This is a genomic window from Paracoccus versutus (assembly GCF_029909795.1).
GTDB classification, from domain to species: Bacteria; Pseudomonadota; Alphaproteobacteria; order Rhodobacterales; family Rhodobacteraceae; genus Paracoccus; species Paracoccus versutus.
This window is the reverse complement of record NZ_CP038197.1, coordinates 2,146,937-2,163,064: the sequence shown is the minus strand read 5'-3', so window position 1 is coordinate 2,163,064 and position 16,128 is coordinate 2,146,937. Positions and strand designations below refer to the sequence as shown.

The following is a 16,128-nucleotide window of genomic DNA, read 5'->3' as shown; positions in this document are numbered from 1 at the left end:
ACGCTCAGGCAAGGCGCGCCCGCCTGTCGGGGCGCAGCGCCGCGTCCAGTTGCCGCATCAGCGCCTGTTTCGACGCGGAATAGCTGGCCAGAAGCGATTCGACATCGACCTCGGCCGCCCGGCCGCCGGCGGCCTTGCGTTCGCCCGCGTCGCAAAGATTGCCGAAATCGGTAAAGCCCAGATTCCAGGCACATCCCTTCAGGAAATGCAGGTCGGTTTCCAGCTGCAGCACGTCCCGGCGCGACAGGCGCATGATGACGCCTTCCACCTCGTCCAGAAACAGCTCCAGGATCAGCTGGAATTCGTCATCGCCGACCTCCCCGCGCAGTTCGTTGATACGGTTCCAATCCAGCATGGACAACCCTCGGAAGAATCACCCGGCCTTCATAACAGCAATTTCATCTATGACGTGTTAATCGCGAAAATTGTCTGGATTAACGGAACATTCAGACCCGGTGGTCTAGACCGTGGCGCATGATGATCCTCGATCCCCAGGCCGCGACGACGATACCGCACAGCATGCGGCTGGTGCTGCTTGTCGACGACAGCCGGGCGCAAAGGCGGACCCTGGCGGTGCAGCTCATCCGCGCCGGCTACCAGGTGGTCGAGGCGGCCAGCGGCGACGAGGCGATGCGCATCTGCCTGGAACGGCGGCCGGACATCGTGATCTCGGACTGGATGATGCCGGGGCAAAGCGGGCTGGAATTCTGCCGCCGCTTCCGCGAGATGCAGTCGGACCGCTATGGCTATTTCATCCTGCTGACCTCGCGCAACGACAAGAAGGACATCGCCCAGGGGCTGCGCGCCGGCGCCGACGAATTCCTGACCAAGCCGGTCTCGGGCGCCGAACTGCTGGCGCGGCTTTCCGCCAGCGAACGCATCCTGCGCATGGAGGAAAGCCTGCGCAGCGCCAATGCCCAGCTCAGCGCGACCCTGGCCCAGCTGCGCGAAACCCAGGCCGCGATCGACCGCGACCTGCGCGAGGCGCAGCGCCTTCAGCAGGGGCTGGTGCGGGAACGCCATGGCCGCTACGGCGATTTCGACCTGTCGCTGCTGATGCGCCCGGCCGGCCATATCGGCGGCGACCTGGTCGGCTTCTTCCCGATCAACGCCCGCCGCATCGGGCTGTTCGCGCTGGACGTGGCGGGCCATGGCGTCGCCTCGGCGCTGCTTTGCGCCCGGCTGGCGGCGCTACTGTCGGGCGGAACGGACCAGAACATCGCGCTGCGCATCACCGATCTGGGCCTTTACGACGCCCGCCCCCCGGCCGAAGTCCTGCGCCACCTGAACACGCTTATGATCGAGGAATTGCGCATCGAATCCTATTTCACCATGGTCTATGCCGACCTGGATTTCCTGACCGGCCAGCTGCGGCTGGTGCAGGCGGGCCACCCCCATCCGGTGCTGCAACACGCCGACGGCCGCATCGAGCGGATCGGCGGCGGCGGCCTGCCCGTGGGGGTCTTTCCCGATGCCGCATATGACGAGGTGCAACTGGCGCTCGGCCCCGGCGACAGGCTGTTCATCAGCTCGGACGGGCTGACCGAAAGCGAGAACGCGCGCGGCGAACCCCTGGGCGAGGAGGGACTGAACGCCATCCTGCGCACCAATGCGACGCTGCGCGGCGATGCGCTGCTGGAATCGATCTGCTGGTCGGCGGCGCATTACGCCGGCGGCCGGCGCAGCGACGACATCTCGGCCGTGCTGGTCGAGCGGCAGAGGAACGGCGACCACCCATGGGGCTGAGCAGGCGCGGCTCAGATCCGCCGCAACGCCGCCCGCACCAGGGCGCGCGAGCCCGGATCGGGCAACAGTTCCACGACCTGCCGCAGGGGCACCCAATGCGCCTCATGCCCCGGTTCGGCGGGGGCGCCCAGCCGCGCCACCGGACGCGCCAGCCAGAGGGTGCAGAGCTTTTCCGCCCAGAACCCGTAATCCGGCATATGGCAAAAGCGCCGGTAGGCGCCGAAGCGGCGCGGATTGCCGATGCTCCAGCCGGTCTCCTCGCGCACCTCGCGATGCAGCGCGGCCAGCGGCGATTCGCCGGGGTCGATGCCGCCGCCGGGCAGCTGGAACTCCGGCTGCGGCGCCTGCTGGAAGGTCAGCAGCGCCGCACCGTCGCGGATCAGCAGGCCATAGGCCCCCGGACGCAGGCGATAGGCGCGACGCCCCGGCGGCGATCCGAAACGCGGTATCATGCGGCTTGCTTTCCTTTCCCCACGGCGCCTTGCCGGCACCCTTCCTGGCCGGGAAGGCCATGGCGACGCCCTTCGCGGCTCCGCATGGCTTCTTCGTTCCCCAAATACTCATGCAACCGCGCCACCGGCGGCAAGGCCCGCCCGAAAGGGCCCCTGCCGCGCAAAGCAAAAGCCGCGCAAACCCAAGGGCTTGCGCGGCTTTTGTTCATGGTGCCCAGGAGAGGACTCGAACCTCCACGCCTTGCGGCACACGGACCTGAACCGTGCGCGTCTACCAATTCCGCCACCTGGGCAGGTCGCGTGAGCCGGGTGATTAAGCCCAGCCGCAGGGGGTGTCAACGGGGGATCGACAAAAATCTGCGCCCGGCCGCAAATCTTTTTCACGCCCCCGTTTCACGCCCTCGCCCAGGCCCTCGCCCTGGCCTTGTTCTGGGCCGCAATCCATGGGCTGGCGGCACCGGAAAGCCGCGCCCTGGCCAGGCGGCCCCGGCCCCCTTCAGCCGGATGGCCCGGCATGAACCACCCCCTTCGCCTTATACAGACCCGCTCGATCCTCCCGCGGTCGAAGTCATCCACACAGCCCCGCCCGGGCGACCGAGAGCAGGCCGCCCATGTCGGTCGCCATGACCCCATGGCGACTACCTTGCGCGAGCGGCCGCGGCAGCGAGGCCGCACCTCCTCCATGGCGCGACCTGACAGGCCTTTCATGCCGGGCCCGTTTGCCGCCCTCGCCCGGCCGTAGAAAGGGCGCGGCGCACGCCGGGACAGGCCGGCAAGGCGGACCCGATCGTCGCAGGCCGGCGGCCACGGCTTGCCGCTGGCGGAAGGCTTGGGTATTGAACGATCAAGCACGCACGAAGGGAGCGCCGCATGTCCGCAGCCAAGCTTGTCACCATTTATGGCGGGTCTGGATTCCTGGGCCGGCAGATCGCACGGATCATGGCCGCCCAGGGCTGGCGCATCCGCGTCGCCGTCCGCCGCCCGAACGAAGCCGGCGTGGTGCGCACCTATGGCGCGCCCGGCCAGGTCGAGCCGGTGCCCTGCAACGTCCGCGACGACCTGTCCGTGACCGCCTGCATGGCCGATGCGGATGCGGTGATCAACTGCGTCGGCATCATGGTGCGCGAAGGCAGGAACACCTTCGACGCCATCCACGAAGAAGCCGCGGGCCGCATCGCCCGCATCGCCGCCGAAACCGGCGTCCGGCATTTCGTGCATGTCTCGGCCATCGGCGCGGACCCGGATTCGGACAGCCGCTATGCCGCCTCCAAGGGCCGGGGCGAGGCCGCGGTGCTGGCGCATCGCCCCGATGCGGTGATCCTGCGCCCCTCGGTCATGTTCGGGCCGGACGATCATTTCTACAACCGCATCGCCTCGATGACCCGGCTGGGACCGATCCTGCTGGTGCCGGGCGCCAGGACGCCGATGCAGCCGGTCTATGTCGAGGACGTGGCCCAGGCCGCCGCCATGGCGGCCGCGGGACAGGCCCGGCCCGGCATCTATGAGCTGGGCGGCCCCGATGTACTGACCATGCGCGAGGTGGCGCAGCAGGTGCTGGTCGCGACCGGCCGCCGCCGCGCCATCGTCGGCCTGCCGCATTGGCTGGGCGGGGTGATGGGATCGGTGCTGGACACGGTGCAGACCGTCAGCGGCGGGCTTCTGACCAACCGCATCATGACCCGCGACCAGGCCCGGCTGCTGCGCCGGCCCAACCGGGTCTCGGAACAGGTAAAGACCTTTGCCGACCTGGGGATCGAGCCGACCGCCGCCCCCGCGATCATCGCGCAATACCTGTGGCGCTTCCGGTCCTCGGGGCAATATGAGGCGATCACCGCCTCGGCGAAGAACCTGCGCAACGGCTGATGGACCACAACACCCTCGTTGCCGCCGCCCTTGGTCTGCTGGAGGGGCTGACCGAGTTCATTCCCGTATCCTCGACCGGCCACGTGCTGCTGGCCGGGCATTTCCTGGGCTTCGATTCGCCTGGCCGCGCCTTCGAGGTGCTGATCCAGCTGGGCGCCATCATGGCCATCCTGGGCGTCTATTCCGGGCGGCTGTGGCGGATCTTCACCAGCGCGCCGCATGACCCGCGCGCGCGGCGCTTCATCCTGGCGGTGCTGCTGGCCTTCCTGCCCGCGGTGGTGATCGGCGTGCTGGCGCATCGCATCATCAAGGAAGTGCTGTTCGAAACCCCGGCCCTGATCGCCATCATGCTGATCGTCGGCGGGGTGGTGCTGCTGTTCGTGGACCGGATGGCGACCCGGCCGCGCCATTTCTCGGCCGAGGATTTCCCGCTGCCCATGGCGCTGAAGATCGGCTTCATCCAGTGCCTGGCGATGATTCCCGGCGTCTCGCGTTCGGGGGCGACCATCGTCGGTGCCCTGCTTCTGGGCGCGGACAAGCGTTCTGCCGCGGAATTCAGCTTTTTCCTGTCCATGCCGACGATGCTGGGCGCTTTCGTCTATGACCTCTACAAGAACCGCGACATCCTGGACGCAGCGGCGACCGGGAACATCGTGCTGGGCTTCGTCTGCGCCTTCCTGGCCGCCGTGGTCGTGGTGCGGGGGTTGCTGAACTATGTCTCGACCTATGGCTACGGCTTCTTCGCCTGGTGGCGAATCGTGGTCGGGGCCGTGGTTCTGCTGGCTTTGCAGGCAGGATAGTAAACAATACTGACCCATTTTTCGCATTTGCAGCATGAAAAAGTGAAGGCGGATCGGAAGAATCGTTAATTAGGTCAACTGTGCTGACTTTTCTTTGACGGCAGCCTGTCTTATCAGGCTGTGAACACCCTCGTCATCGAAGGACGCGCAGCCATGGCCACGCAGAAGATGCTCAAATTTGTCACCATCGGGCGCGAGATGCCCGAAAAGCGTGACGCGGCATCCCGCTCGGAAGATTTCCACGAGATCTATCGCGAGTTCGCCGAGGCCAAGGCCAAGGAACAGGCCAGCCGCTGCAGCCAATGCGGCGTGCCCTATTGCCAGAGCCATTGCCCGCTGCACAACAACATCCCCGACTGGCTGCGCCTGACCGCCGAGGGCCGCACGCAGGAAGCCTATCTGCGCAGCCAGGAGACCAACACCTTCCCCGAGATCTGTGGCCGCATCTGCCCGCAGGACCGGCTGTGCGAGGGCAATTGCGTCATCGAGCAGTCCGGCCACGGCACCGTCACCATCGGCGCCATCGAGAAATACATCACCGACACCGCCTGGGAGCAGGGCTGGATCACCCCGGTCGTGCCGATGCAGGAACGGCCGGAATCCATCGGCATCATCGGCGCCGGGCCCGGCGGGCTTGCCGCCGCCGACCGGCTGCGCCGCATGGGCTTCCAGGTCACGGTCTATGACCGCCACGACCGCGCCGGCGGGCTGATGATCTATGGCATCCCCGGCTTCAAGCTGGAAAAGCAGGTGGTCGAGCGGCGCACCGAGCAGCTGGCCCAGGGCGGCGTGGACTTCGTGCTGAACGTCAATGTCGGCGAGGACATCAGCTTCGATGCCATCCGCGGCAAGCATGACGCGGTGCTGATCGCGACCGGCGTCTACAAGACCCGCGACCTGGACATCGACAATGCCGCCGCCAAGGGCGTGGTGCGGGCGCTGGATTACCTGACCGCCTCGAACCGGGTGGACCTGGGCGACGAGATACCCGATTACGAGGATGGCGAGCTGAACGCCAAGGGCAAGCGCGTCGTGGTCATCGGCGGCGGCGACACCGCGATGGATTGCGTCAGGACGGCGATCCGCCAGGGCGCGCAATCGGTGAAATGCCTTTACCGCCGCGACCGGGCCAACATGCCCGGCAGCCAGCGCGAGGTGCAGAACGCCGAGGAAGAGGGCGTCGAGTTCGTCTGGCTGTCCGCCCCCGGCGCCTTTACCGGCCATGTCACCGGCGAGGCGATGGTCGCGCAGGAACGCGACGTCGACGACACCGGCGAGATCCCGACCATCAGCGCCGTGCGGGTGCAGCGGATGCGGCTGGGCCAGCCCGATGTCTCGGGCCGGCAGTCGCCGGAACTGATCGAGGGCGCCGATTACGACGAGCCGGCCGAGCTGGTCATCAAGGCGCTGGGTTTCGAGCCTGAGGAACTGCCGCGGCTTTGGGGCGTCGATGGGCTGGAGGTCACGCGCTGGGGCACGATCAAGGCCGATTACCAGACGCACCAGACCAGCCTGCCCGGCGTCTTTGCCGTGGGCGACATCGTGCGCGGCGCCAGCCTGGTGGTCTGGGCGATCCGCGACGGCCGCGAGGCCGCCGACAGCATCGCCGGCTACCTGTCGGGTGCCGCCCGCGTCGCGGCCGAATAGGGGGCGGCCATGGCACGACAACCACGCCCCAGCCCCGCACCCGGCGCCGCGCCGATGGCGCGCGGCATGGCGCTGGCGGCAGGAATGGCAGCCATGCTGACGCTTCCTGCCCTGCCCGCCGCGGCGGCGAATTTCACCCCGCCTTCCGGCTGCAAGCTGGAGATCACGGTGCAGAACCGCGGTTGCAGCGTTTCGCAGCATTATCGCTGCGGCTCGGATGCGCCGGGGGACCAGCGGGTGACCTATTTCACCCCCGAGGGCCCGACCTTCCAATCGCGCATCGACCGCGAGACGCGCTGGATGGAAAGCACCGACCTGCGCAGCGGCCTGACCGACCTGCTGGAGGACGAGGCGCAGGACCATGCCTCGTTCAGCACGCTGCTGGAGACCGGGCGCGACGATTTCGATTTCTGGACCCGCTCGAACAGCGGCGAGCGGCTGCGCCATGTGGGCCATGACGAGCTGACCGGCGAAAAGGTGCAGATCGACGGCGTGACGCTGGAGGTCACGCGCTTCGAGCTGACCACCTATGGCGAATCCGGCCAGGTGCTGATCCAGCGCCGCGGCCAGCAATTCATCAGCCGCGCGCAGGGGCGGTTCTACGGCGGGGTCGAGACCTCCGAGGACTGGACCGGCGCCGTGCAGCAGACCAACGACAGCCCGGTGACGTTCTCGTTCCCCGGACAGCCCGGCTTCGGCTCGACCAAGCCGGAATATGATTGCGACCTGCAGATGGTGGGCGGCCAGGGCGCCGACATCCTGTGGCAGCTTACGAAGGAGGCACGGACGTGAAGGACTGTGAACAGATGAGCTGGGAACAGCAGGAACAGGCCCGCCGCGACTGGATGGCGGAACATTCGCTCTACCGTGCCGAGGACGAGCATTCGTCCTGCGGGGTCGGGCTGGTCGTCAGCATCGACGGCAAGGCCAGCCGCAAGGTGGTGGAAAGCGGCATCACCGCGCTGAAGGCGATCTGGCACCGCGGCGCCGTGGACGCCGACGGCAAGACCGGCGACGGCGCCGGCATCCATGTGCAGATCCCGGTGCCCTTCTTCTACGACCAGGTGCGCCGCACCGGGCACGAGCCCGACCACGACAAGCTGATCGCCGTGGGCCAGGTCTTCCTGCCGCGCACCGATTTCGCCGCGCAGGAGCGTTGCCGGACCATCGTGGAATCCGAAGTGCTGCGCATGGGCCATTACATCTACGGCTGGCGCCACGTGCCGGTGAACACCTCGGTCCTGGGCGAAAAGGCCAATGCCACCCGCCCCGAGATCGAGCAGATCCTGATCCGCTGCGACAAGGACATCGACGACGAGCAGTTCGAGCGCGAGCTTTACATCATCCGCCGCCGGATCGAGAAGGCGGCGGTGGCGGCGCAGATCGCGGGCATGTATATCTGCACGCTGTCCTGCCGCAGCATCATCTACAAGGGCATGATGCTGGCCGAACAGGTGGCCGAGTTCTATCCCGACCTCAAGGACGAGCGCTTCGAATCCGCCTTTGCCATCTATCACCAGCGCTATTCCACCAACACCTTCCCGCAATGGTGGCTGGCGCAGCCCTTCCGCATGCTGGCCCATAACGGCGAGATCAACACGCTCAAGGGCAACTCGAACTGGATGCGCAGCCACGAGATCCGCATGGCCTCGCGGACCTTCGGCGAGATGGCCGAGGACATCAAGCCGATCATCCCCGGCGGCTCGTCCGATTCCGCGGCGCTGGACGCGGTGTTCGAGGTGCTGGTGCGCTCGGGGCGCAATGCGCCGATGACCAAGACCATCCTGGTGCCGGAGGCCTGGTCCAAGGCCACCACCGACATGCCCAAGGCCTGGGCGGACATGTATGCCTATTGCAACTCGATCATGGAGCCCTGGGACGGGCCGGCGGCGCTGGCGATGACCGACGGGCGCTGGGTCTGCGGCGGCCTGGACCGCAACGGGCTGCGGCCGCTGCGCTATGTCGTGACCGGCGACAACCTGCTGATCGCGGGCTCCGAGGCCGGCATGGTCCCGGTGAACGAGACCGCCGTGCGCGAAAAGGGCGCGCTGGGTCCGGGCCAGATGATCGCCGTCGACATGGCCGAGGGCAAGCTTTACCACGACCGCGAGATCAAGGACCACCTGGCGGCCAGCCAGCCCTTTGGCGACTGGGTGGAAAAGGTCGTCCAGCCCTCGGAGCTGATGGCCAAGCTGCCCGAGACCCCGCTGCATGTCGGCGAGGAACTGCACCGCCGCCAGATCGCCGTCGGCTATACGGTCGAGCTGGTCGAGCAGATGCTGGTCCCGATGGCCGAGGACGCCAAGGAGGCGCTGGCCTCGATGGGCGACGACACGCCGCCCGCGGTGCTGTCGCGCCAGTTCCGGCCGCTGTCGCATTACTTCCGGCAGAACTTCAGCCAGGTGACGAACCCGCCCATCGACAGCCTGCGCGAAAGCCGGGTGATGAGCCTGCGCACCCGCTTCGGCAACCTCAAGAACGTGCTTGAGGAAAGCTCGACCCATGCCGAGATCACCATGCTGGAAAGCCCCTTCCTCGCCAATGGCGAGTTCGAGGAGCTGACCCGCATGTTCCGCGACCAGGCGACGCAGATCGACTGCACCTTCCCGGTCGATGGCGGCGCCGATGCCCTGGGCGAGGCGCTGGCGCGCATCCGCGCCGAGGCCGAGGATGCCGTGCGGTCCGGCAACGGCCATATCATCCTGACCGACGAGGGCATCTCGGCCAGCCGCGTCGGCGTGCCGATGATCCTGGCGACCAGCGCGGTGCACAGCTGGCTGACGCGCAAGGGGCTGCGGACCTTCTGCTCGCTGAACGTGCGCGCCTCGGAATGCGTGGACCCGCATGATTTCGCGGTGCTGATCGGCTGCGGCGCGACCACGGTGAACCCCTATCTGGCGCAGGACACCCTGGCCGAGCGGATCGAGCGCGGGCTGCTGGACGGCAACCTGATCGACATCATGACCCGCTATCGCGAGGCCATCGACGCGGGCCTGCTGAAGATCATGGCCAAGATGGGGATCTCGGTCCTGTCCTCGTATCGCGGCGGGCTGAACTTCGAGGCGGTGGGGCTTTCCCGCGCCATGGTGGCGGAATATTTCCCCGGCATGCAGTCGCGCATCTCGGGCATCGGCCTGCACGGGCTGCAAGCCAAGCTGGAAGAGGCCCATGCCAAGGGCTTCCGCGCGGCCCTGGTCGATCTGCTGCCGGTGGGCGGCTTCTACAAGGCGCGCCGCTCGGGCGAGAAGCACGCCTGGGAAGCCAATACCATGCGGCTGTTGCAGCTGGCCTGCGAAAAGGCGTCCTACGACATCTGGAAGCAGTTCACCGCGACCATGCGGGCGAACCCGCCGATCCATATCCGCGACCTCTTGGACATCAAGCCGCTGGGCAAGCCGGTGCCGCTGGAAGAGGTGGAATCGATCACCTCGATCCGCAAGCGCTTCGTGACGCCGGGCATGTCGCTGGGCGCGCTGTCGCCCGAGGCGCATATGACGCTGAACATCGCCATGAACCGCATCGGCGCGAAATCCGACTCGGGCGAGGGCGGCGAGGATCCGGCCCACAGCCACCCGCTGCCCAATGGCGACAACCCCTGCGCCAAGATCAAGCAGGTCGCCTCGGGCCGGTTCGGCGTCACCGCCGAATACCTGAACGCCTGCGAGGAGCTGGAGATCAAGGTCGCCCAGGGCGCCAAGCCCGGCGAGGGCGGCCAGCTGCCCGGCATGAAGGTGACGGACCTGATCGCCCGGCTGCGGCATTCGACCAAGGGCGTGACGCTGATCTCGCCGCCGCCGCACCACGACATCTATTCGATCGAGGATCTGGCGCAGCTGATCTATGACCTCAAGCAGATCAACCCGCGCGCCAAGATCACGGTGAAGCTGGTGGCAAGCTCGGGCGTCGGCACCATTGCGGCGGGCGTGGCCAAGGCCAAGGCCGACGTGATCCTGATCTCGGGGCACAACGGCGGCACCGGGGCCTCGCCGGCCACCTCGATCAAGTTCGCCGGCCTGCCCTGGGAGATGGGCCTGACCGAGGCGCATCAGGTGCTGGCGATGAACCGCCTGCGCGACCGGGTGACGCTGCGCACCGACGGGGGCCTGCGCACCGGGCGCGACATCGTCATGGCGGCGATGATGGGGGCCGAGGAATACGGCATCGGCACCGCCGCCCTGATCGCCATGGGCTGCATCATGGTGCGCCAGTGCCAGTCGAACACCTGCCCGGTCGGCGTCTGCACCCAGGACGAAAAGCTGCGCGCGATGTTCAACGGTTCGGCCGACAAGGTGGTGAACCTGATCACCTTCTACGCCACCGAGGTGCGCGAGATCCTGGCCAGCATCGGCGCGCGTTCGCTGGACGAGGTGATCGGCCGCGCCGACCTGCTGACCCAGGTCAGCCGCGGCGACAAGTCGCTGGACGACCTGGACCTGAACCCGCTGCTCATCACCGTCGATGGCTCGGAAAAGATCGTCTACGACCGTTCGAAGCCGCGCAACGCGGTGCCCGACACGCTGGACGCCGAGATCATCCGCGATGCCGGCCGCTTCTTCTCGGACGGCGAGAAGATGCAGCTTTCCTATGCGGTCAGGAACACGCAGCGGACGGTGGGCACGCGCACCTCGTCGATGATCGTGCAGACCTTCGGCATGCGCAACAAGCTGCAACCCGATCACCTGACCGTGCGGCTGACCGGCAGCGCGGGCCAGTCGCTGGGCGCATTCGCCGCGCCGGGGCTGAAGATCGAGGTCTCGGGCGATGCCAACGACTATGTCGGCAAGGGCCTGTCCGGCGGCACCATCGTCGTGCGCCCGCCGATGGGCAGCCCGCTGAAGGCGGCCGAGAACACCCTCATCGGCAATACCGTGCTTTACGGCGCGACCGACGGCCATCTCTTCGCCGCCGGCCGCGCGGGCGAACGCTTCGCGGTCAGGAACTCGGGCGCCAAGGTGGTGATCGAGGGCTGCGGCTCGAACGGCTGCGAATACATGACCGGCGGCGTCGCGGTGATCCTGGGCCGGATCGGCGCGAACTTCGGTGCCGGCATGACCGGGGGCATGGCCTATCTCTACGACCCGGAGGGGCTGGCGCGCGACTATATCAACGCCGAGACGCTGGTCCTGTGCCCGGTAACGCAGGCACATTGGGAAGAGCAGCTGCGCGACCTGATCGAGCGGCACCACCAAGAGACCCGCTCGCGCCGGGCCGAGGAGATCCTGCAGAACTGGGAGGACGAAAAGGCGAACTTCCTGCAAGTCTGCCCCAGGGAGATGCTGCCGCATCTGCAGTATCCCATCGCCCCGGTCGAGGATCTGGCGGCGGTGCCGGCGGAATAGGACGGATCGGGGGCCTGCGGGCCCCCTTTCCTTTAGCTGCGCCAGGGACCATCCCGGCCACCGGCACCCCCGGCCATCCGGACAAATGCCGCTCCACCCGAAACACTTCCGTTGAATCGCGCTTCGGGCATGCTATGTGAACTATACTGTTCAGTTGGTGGAGCCGACGGGGATCATGTTCACAAGCGTGCTGGCCAGCCTAGGAGCCGCAATCCTGTCGATGATCCTGGGCTTGCCCTGGTGGGTCTCGGCCCTCGGCTTCCTGGGCGCGGGCGTCTGCGCCCTTTTCGCCGCCGACGCATGGGCGGCCAGAAGGATCCCGGCCGAACCGCATCAGATCCAGCGCGGCCAGCTGGAAAAATCCTCGGATCTTTATGCCGGGGCTGCGCGTCCCCGTTCGGGCAACCCGGCGGCACGCACCTTCCGGGCCTGACCGGGGCGCCCCCTTTCCCGCAGCACGCAACTTTCCCGCAAGGCCGGTTGGCCCTGGCCGCCAACCCGGATAAAACCCCGGCGCGACGGATTCGGAAAAGGAAGCGCCCATGTCTGCGACCGAAAAGATCGCCTTCGGCAGCATCCTCGTCGGGCTGGTCGTTCTGGCGCTGAAGGCGCTTGCCTGGTGGCTGACCGGCTCGGTCGCGCTGCTGTCGGATGCGCTGGAAAGCACGGTGAACGTCGCCACCGCCGTCGCCGCGCTGATCGCGATCCGGGTCGCGGCCAAGCCCGCCGACCGCGGCCACCCCTATGGCCATCACAAGGCCGAGTTCTTCAGCGCCGTGCTGGAGGGGGTGATGATCATCGTCGCCGCGCTGCTGATCCTGCGCGAGGCATGGCACGGTTTCCAGAACCCGCGCATGCTGGATGCGCCGCTCGAAGGGCTGCTGGTCAACGGTTTGGCCAGCGTGCTGAACGCGCTGTGGTGCTGGGTGCTGATCAGCCGCGGCGGGCGGCTGAAATCGCCGGCGCTGGTCGCCGACGGGCGGCATCTCCTGTCGGACGTGATCTCGTCCGTGGGCGTGGTGGCGGGCGTGACCCTGGCGGTCCTCACCGGCTGGGCGGTGCTGGACCCGGCGCTGGCGGCGCTGGTCGCCCTGAACATCCTGTGGTCGGGCTGGAAAGTCATGGCCAGCTCGCTCTCGGGCCTGATGGACGAGGCGGTTTCCGAGGACACGCTGGCCGAGATCCGCGCCACCATCTCGGACACCGCCATCGGCGCCATCGAGGCGCATGACCTGCGCACCCGCCATGCCGGGCCGCGCACCTTCATCGACTTCCACCTGGTGGTGGACGGCCAGACCACGGTCGATGCCGCCCATGACATCTGCGACCGCATCGAACAGGCGCTCAAGCGCAAGCTGCCCGGCGCGTTCATCACCATCCATGTCGAGCCGGAACACAAGGCCAAGCATTCCGGCGTTGTGGTGATCTAGCGCAGCCGCCGCCCCTCGGCGTCGAAGTGAAAGGCGCGGTTCGGCTCGAAGCCCAGCCCGACCACCTCGTCCACGGCATAGTCCTGCTCGCCGAAGAGCCGCACGGTCAAAAGGCCGTGGTCCTCGGATGCGACATAGACCAGCGTCTCGCCGCCCAGCTTTTCGACATGGCTGACGCGGCCGCCGATCTGGCCGCCGCCCGGCACCAGATGCTCGGGGCGGATGCCCAGCCGGGCCGAGCGCAGGCCCAGCTTGCCGGCGTCCAGGAAATTCATCTGCGGGCTGCCGATGAAGCCGGCGACGAAGGTGTTGTCGGGATCGTTGTAAAGGTCCATGGGGCGGCCCACCTGCTCGACCACGCCGCCGCGCAATACGACGATCTTGTCGGCCAGCGTCATCGCCTCGACCTGGTCGTGGGTGACATAGATCATCGTCGCGCCCAGTTCGCGATGCAGCCGGGCAATCTCGATCCGGGTCTGCACGCGCAGCGCGGCGTCGAGGTTCGACAGCGGCTCGTCGAACAGGAACAGCTTCGGGCGCCGCACGATGGCGCGGCCGATGGCGACGCGCTGGCGCTGGCCGCCCGACAGCTCGGCCGGGCGCCGCTCCAGCAGATGCGCCAGCGCCAGCATCTCGGCCGCCTTGCCGGTCGCCGCCTCGATCTGCGCCCTGGGCGTGCCGGCCTGTTTCAACGCCAACCCCATGTTGTCGCGCACGGTCAGATGCGGGTAAAGCGCATAGCTCTGGAACACCATGGCGATCTCGCGCCGGGCCGGGGCCAGGTCGTTCACCCGCGCGCCGTCGATGGCCACGTCGCCCGAGGTCACGTCCTCGAGCCCGGCGATCATGCGCAGAAGCGTGGACTTGCCGCAGCCCGAGGGGCCGACGAAGACGCAGAACTCGCCATCCTCGACCGCCAGGTCCACGCCCTTGATGACCTGGGTGGTGCCGAAGGACTTGGTGACTTGGGTAAGGGTCAGGGCTCCCATCGGGGTCTCCTTGCTGCAAGACGGATCATTTGACGGCGCCGGCGGTGATGCCGCGGATCAGCTGGCGCGAGAACACCAGGTAAAGCACCAGCACCGGCAGGATGGCGAGGCTCAGCGCCGCCAGCACCGCATTCCAGTTGGTGACGAACTGGCCGATGAAGACCTGGCTGCCCAGGGTGACGGTCTTGGTCGCCTCGCTCGGCGCCAGGATCAGCGGGAACCACAGGTCGTTCCAGATCGGGATCATGGTAAAGACGGCGACGGTGGCCATGGCCGGCCGCACCAAGGGCAGCACCAGCCGGAAGAAGATGGTGTATTCCGAAAGCCCGTCGATGCGGCCCGCGTTCTTCAGGTCGTCCGAGACGCCGCGCATGAACTCGGACAGGATGAACACCGCCAGCGGCAACCCTTGCGCGGTATAGACCAGCACCAGCGCCGTCAGCGTATTGACCAGCCCGGATGCGACCATCATCTGCAGGATGGCGACGGTGCCCAGCCGGATCGGGATCATGATCCCCAAGGCCAGGTAAAGCCCCATCAGCATGTTGCCGCGAAAGCGGTATTCCGACAGGGCGAAGGCCGCCATGGCACCGAACAGCAGCACGAAGAACAGGCTGGCCACGGTCACGACCAGCGAGTTCTGGAAGTAAAGCAGGAAATCCCCCTGCGCCAGCACCGTGCGATAGCCGACCAGGTCGAAGCTTTCCGCCGTGGGCACGGCCAGCGGATCGGCAAAGATCGCGCGGCGGTTCTTGAAGCTGTTGATGACCACGACGAAGACCGGAAACAGCGCGATCACGGTATAGAGGATCAGCACCGCATGGGCAGCCAGGCTGCGGGCGGTGGAATGGCGGGCTTGGCTCATGGCTCTCCCCTCAGAACTGATAGCGGCGCAGCCGGCGCTGGATGGCGAACAGGTAGAAGCCGACGCCCAGCAGGATGATGCCGAACATGGCGGTGGCGATGGTCGCGCCCATGTGCGGGTCGCCGATCTGCAGCTGGAAGCCGAAGAAGGTCCGGTAAAGGAACGTCCCCAGGATGTCGGTCGAGAAATTCGGCCCCGCCAATGCGCCTTGCGTGACGTAGATCAGGTCGAAGGCGTTGAAATTGCCGACGAAGGTCAGGATCGAGATGATGCCGATCGAGGGCAGGATCAGCGGCAGCTTGATCTTCCAGAACTGCGACCAGCCGGTGACGCCGTCCATCTCGGCCGCCTCGATCACCTCGTCGGGGATCGACAGCAGCGCGGCATAGATCAGCATCATCGGGATGCCGACGAATTGCCAGACCGAGATCAGCGCCAGGGTGGTCAGCGCCGTGCCCTCGCGGCCCAACCAGGGCGCAAACAGGCTCTTCAGCCCGACGGCGTCCAGCATGCCCGGCGCAATGCCCCAGATCGGCGACAGGATCAGCTTCCAGACGAAGCCGACGATGACGAAGCTCAGGATGGTCGGGATGAAGATCGCGGTGCGATAGAAGGCCGCGCCGCGCAGCCGCGGCGAACTCAGCAGCGCCGCCAGCGCCACGCCGACCGGGTTCTGCACCAGCATATGGACCAGGAAGAACCAGGCGTTGTTGCCCAGCGCGTTCCAGAAACTCGCCGACCAGCGCGGATCGCCGAACAGCGTGGCGAAATTCCGCAGGCCGACGAAGACGCGGCCCTCCTCGCCGGTGTTGAACAGCGACAGGTTCAGCGTCCCGAACAGCGGCACGATCATGATGGCGGTATAGACCAGCACCGCGGGCGCAAGAAACACCGCGATATGCCAGCGAAACGCTTTCCGCTGCGCCATGACGCCCTCCTTCTCCGTTGAAAAATACCCTCGGGGGGTGCGGGGGGCGGAAAGCCCCCCGCCACCGCC

The 16,128-nt window shown here is 67.1% G+C and carries 13 protein-coding genes and 1 tRNA gene; 8 read left to right on the top strand and 6 right to left on the bottom strand.

All coding sequences use genetic code 11. From position 1 onward, the window contains the following. Window positions 1–4 precede the first annotated feature (4 nt). Complete coding sequence (locus E3U25_RS21975; RefSeq protein WP_036751896.1) at window positions 5–355, bottom strand: Hpt domain-containing protein; 351 nt, start codon at window positions 353–355, stop codon at window positions 5–7. 119 nt (window positions 356–474) lie between these two features. Here E3U25_RS21975 and E3U25_RS21970 point away from each other — a divergent pair, with 119 nt between their 5' ends. Next, window positions 475–1,746, top strand: a complete 1,272-nt coding sequence (locus E3U25_RS21970) for a PP2C family protein-serine/threonine phosphatase (RefSeq protein ID WP_036751898.1) — start codon at window positions 475–477, stop codon at window positions 1,744–1,746. A gap of 11 nt (window positions 1,747–1,757) precedes the next feature. Here E3U25_RS21970 and E3U25_RS21965 read toward each other — a convergent pair whose 3' ends face one another. Both E3U25_RS21965 and E3U25_RS21960 read right to left on the bottom strand, forming a co-directional pair. After that, entirely contained in the window at window positions 1,758–2,198 is a 441-nt protein-coding gene (locus E3U25_RS21965; protein WP_116223062.1) for an NUDIX domain-containing protein, read from the bottom strand. Window positions 2,199–2,406: 208 nt separating this feature from the next. Beyond that, window positions 2,407–2,491, bottom strand: a tRNA-Leu gene (locus E3U25_RS21960). A gap of 577 nt (window positions 2,492–3,068) precedes the next feature. Between E3U25_RS21960 and E3U25_RS21955 the strand changes: the two genes are divergently transcribed. The 7 genes from E3U25_RS21955 to E3U25_RS21925 all read left to right on the top strand — a co-directional run bounded on the left by E3U25_RS21955 (window position 3,069) and on the right by E3U25_RS21925 (window position 13,277). Continuing rightward, the gene (locus E3U25_RS21955) at window positions 3,069–4,061 is read left to right on the top strand and encodes a complex I NDUFA9 subunit family protein (protein ID WP_114535040.1); all 993 of its coding nucleotides are present in this window, start codon (window positions 3,069–3,071) and stop codon (window positions 4,059–4,061) included. Further along, window positions 4,058–4,861 (top strand): undecaprenyl-diphosphate phosphatase, encoded by an 804-nt coding sequence (locus E3U25_RS21950; RefSeq protein ID WP_181180843.1) that lies wholly within the window; start codon window positions 4,058–4,060, stop codon window positions 4,859–4,861. Before E3U25_RS21955 ends, E3U25_RS21950 begins: the two co-directional genes overlap by 4 nt. Window positions 4,862–5,014: 153 nt before the next feature. After that, window positions 5,015–6,508, top strand: a complete 1,494-nt coding sequence (locus E3U25_RS21945; protein ID WP_036751906.1) for an NAD(P)-dependent oxidoreductase — start codon at window positions 5,015–5,017, stop codon at window positions 6,506–6,508. Between the two features lie 9 nt (window positions 6,509–6,517). Then, window positions 6,518–7,300, top strand: coding sequence for a hypothetical protein (locus E3U25_RS21940; RefSeq protein ID WP_243700100.1), 783 nt, complete (start codon window positions 6,518–6,520; stop codon window positions 7,298–7,300). Window positions 7,301–7,314: 14 nt separating this feature from the next. Beyond that, window positions 7,315–11,847 carry a glutamate synthase large subunit gene (gene gltB / locus E3U25_RS21935; RefSeq protein ID WP_114535038.1) on the top strand — a complete coding sequence of 1,511 codons (4,533 nt, stop codon included), beginning with the start codon at window positions 7,315–7,317 and terminating at the stop codon, window positions 11,845–11,847. 175 nt (window positions 11,848–12,022) lie between these two features. After that, window positions 12,023–12,280, top strand: a complete 258-nt coding sequence (locus E3U25_RS21930; RefSeq protein WP_147304544.1) for a hypothetical protein — start codon at window positions 12,023–12,025, stop codon at window positions 12,278–12,280. Window positions 12,281–12,389: 109 nt separating this feature from the next. Next, window positions 12,390–13,277 carry a cation diffusion facilitator family transporter gene (locus E3U25_RS21925; protein WP_072461077.1) on the top strand — a complete coding sequence of 296 codons (888 nt, stop codon included), beginning with the start codon at window positions 12,390–12,392 and terminating at the stop codon, window positions 13,275–13,277. Here E3U25_RS21925 and E3U25_RS21920 read toward each other — a convergent pair. The 3 genes from E3U25_RS21920 to E3U25_RS21910 are packed head-to-tail and all read right to left on the bottom strand — an operon-like array spanning window position 13,274 to window position 16,059. After that, window positions 13,274–14,266 carry an ABC transporter ATP-binding protein gene (locus tag E3U25_RS21920; protein WP_036751919.1) on the bottom strand — a complete coding sequence of 331 codons (993 nt, stop codon included), beginning with the start codon at window positions 14,264–14,266 and terminating at the stop codon, window positions 13,274–13,276. The genes E3U25_RS21925 and E3U25_RS21920 overlap by 4 nt on opposite strands. Window positions 14,267–14,291: 25 nt before the next feature. Beyond that, complete coding sequence (locus E3U25_RS21915; RefSeq protein WP_036751922.1) at window positions 14,292–15,131, bottom strand: carbohydrate ABC transporter permease; 840 nt, start codon at window positions 15,129–15,131, stop codon at window positions 14,292–14,294. 10 nt (window positions 15,132–15,141) lie between these two features. Next, window positions 15,142–16,059, bottom strand: coding sequence for a carbohydrate ABC transporter permease (locus tag E3U25_RS21910; protein ID WP_036751925.1), 918 nt, complete (start codon window positions 16,057–16,059; stop codon window positions 15,142–15,144). Window positions 16,060–16,128 lie beyond the last annotated feature (69 nt).

Bases quoted from the DNA above. Each gene is read 5' to 3' on its own strand.
- E3U25_RS21940 (WP_243700100.1), top strand. From the start codon at position 6,518: ATGGCACGACAACCACGCCCCAGCCCCGCACCCGGCGCCGCGCCGATG.
- E3U25_RS21965 (WP_116223062.1), bottom strand. From the start codon at position 2,198: ATGATACCGCGTTTCGGATCGCCGCCGGGGCGTCGCGCCTATCGCCTG.
- E3U25_RS21970 (WP_036751898.1), top strand. From the start codon at position 475: ATGATGATCCTCGATCCCCAGGCCGCGACGACGATACCGCACAGCATG.
- gltB (WP_114535038.1), top strand. From the start codon at position 7,315: ATGAGCTGGGAACAGCAGGAACAGGCCCGCCGCGACTGGATGGCGGAA.
- E3U25_RS21975 (WP_036751896.1), bottom strand. From the start codon at position 355: ATGCTGGATTGGAACCGTATCAACGAACTGCGCGGGGAGGTCGGCGAT.
- E3U25_RS21915 (WP_036751922.1), bottom strand. From the start codon at position 15,131: ATGAGCCAAGCCCGCCATTCCACCGCCCGCAGCCTGGCTGCCCATGCG.
- E3U25_RS21945 (WP_036751906.1), top strand. From the start codon at position 5,015: ATGGCCACGCAGAAGATGCTCAAATTTGTCACCATCGGGCGCGAGATG.
- E3U25_RS21910 (WP_036751925.1), bottom strand. From the start codon at position 16,059: ATGGCGCAGCGGAAAGCGTTTCGCTGGCATATCGCGGTGTTTCTTGCG.
- E3U25_RS21925 (WP_072461077.1), top strand. From the start codon at position 12,390: ATGTCTGCGACCGAAAAGATCGCCTTCGGCAGCATCCTCGTCGGGCTG.
- E3U25_RS21955 (WP_114535040.1), top strand. From the start codon at position 3,069: ATGTCCGCAGCCAAGCTTGTCACCATTTATGGCGGGTCTGGATTCCTG.
- E3U25_RS21920 (WP_036751919.1), bottom strand. From the start codon at position 14,266: ATGGGAGCCCTGACCCTTACCCAAGTCACCAAGTCCTTCGGCACCACC.
- E3U25_RS21930 (WP_147304544.1), top strand. From the start codon at position 12,023: ATGTTCACAAGCGTGCTGGCCAGCCTAGGAGCCGCAATCCTGTCGATG.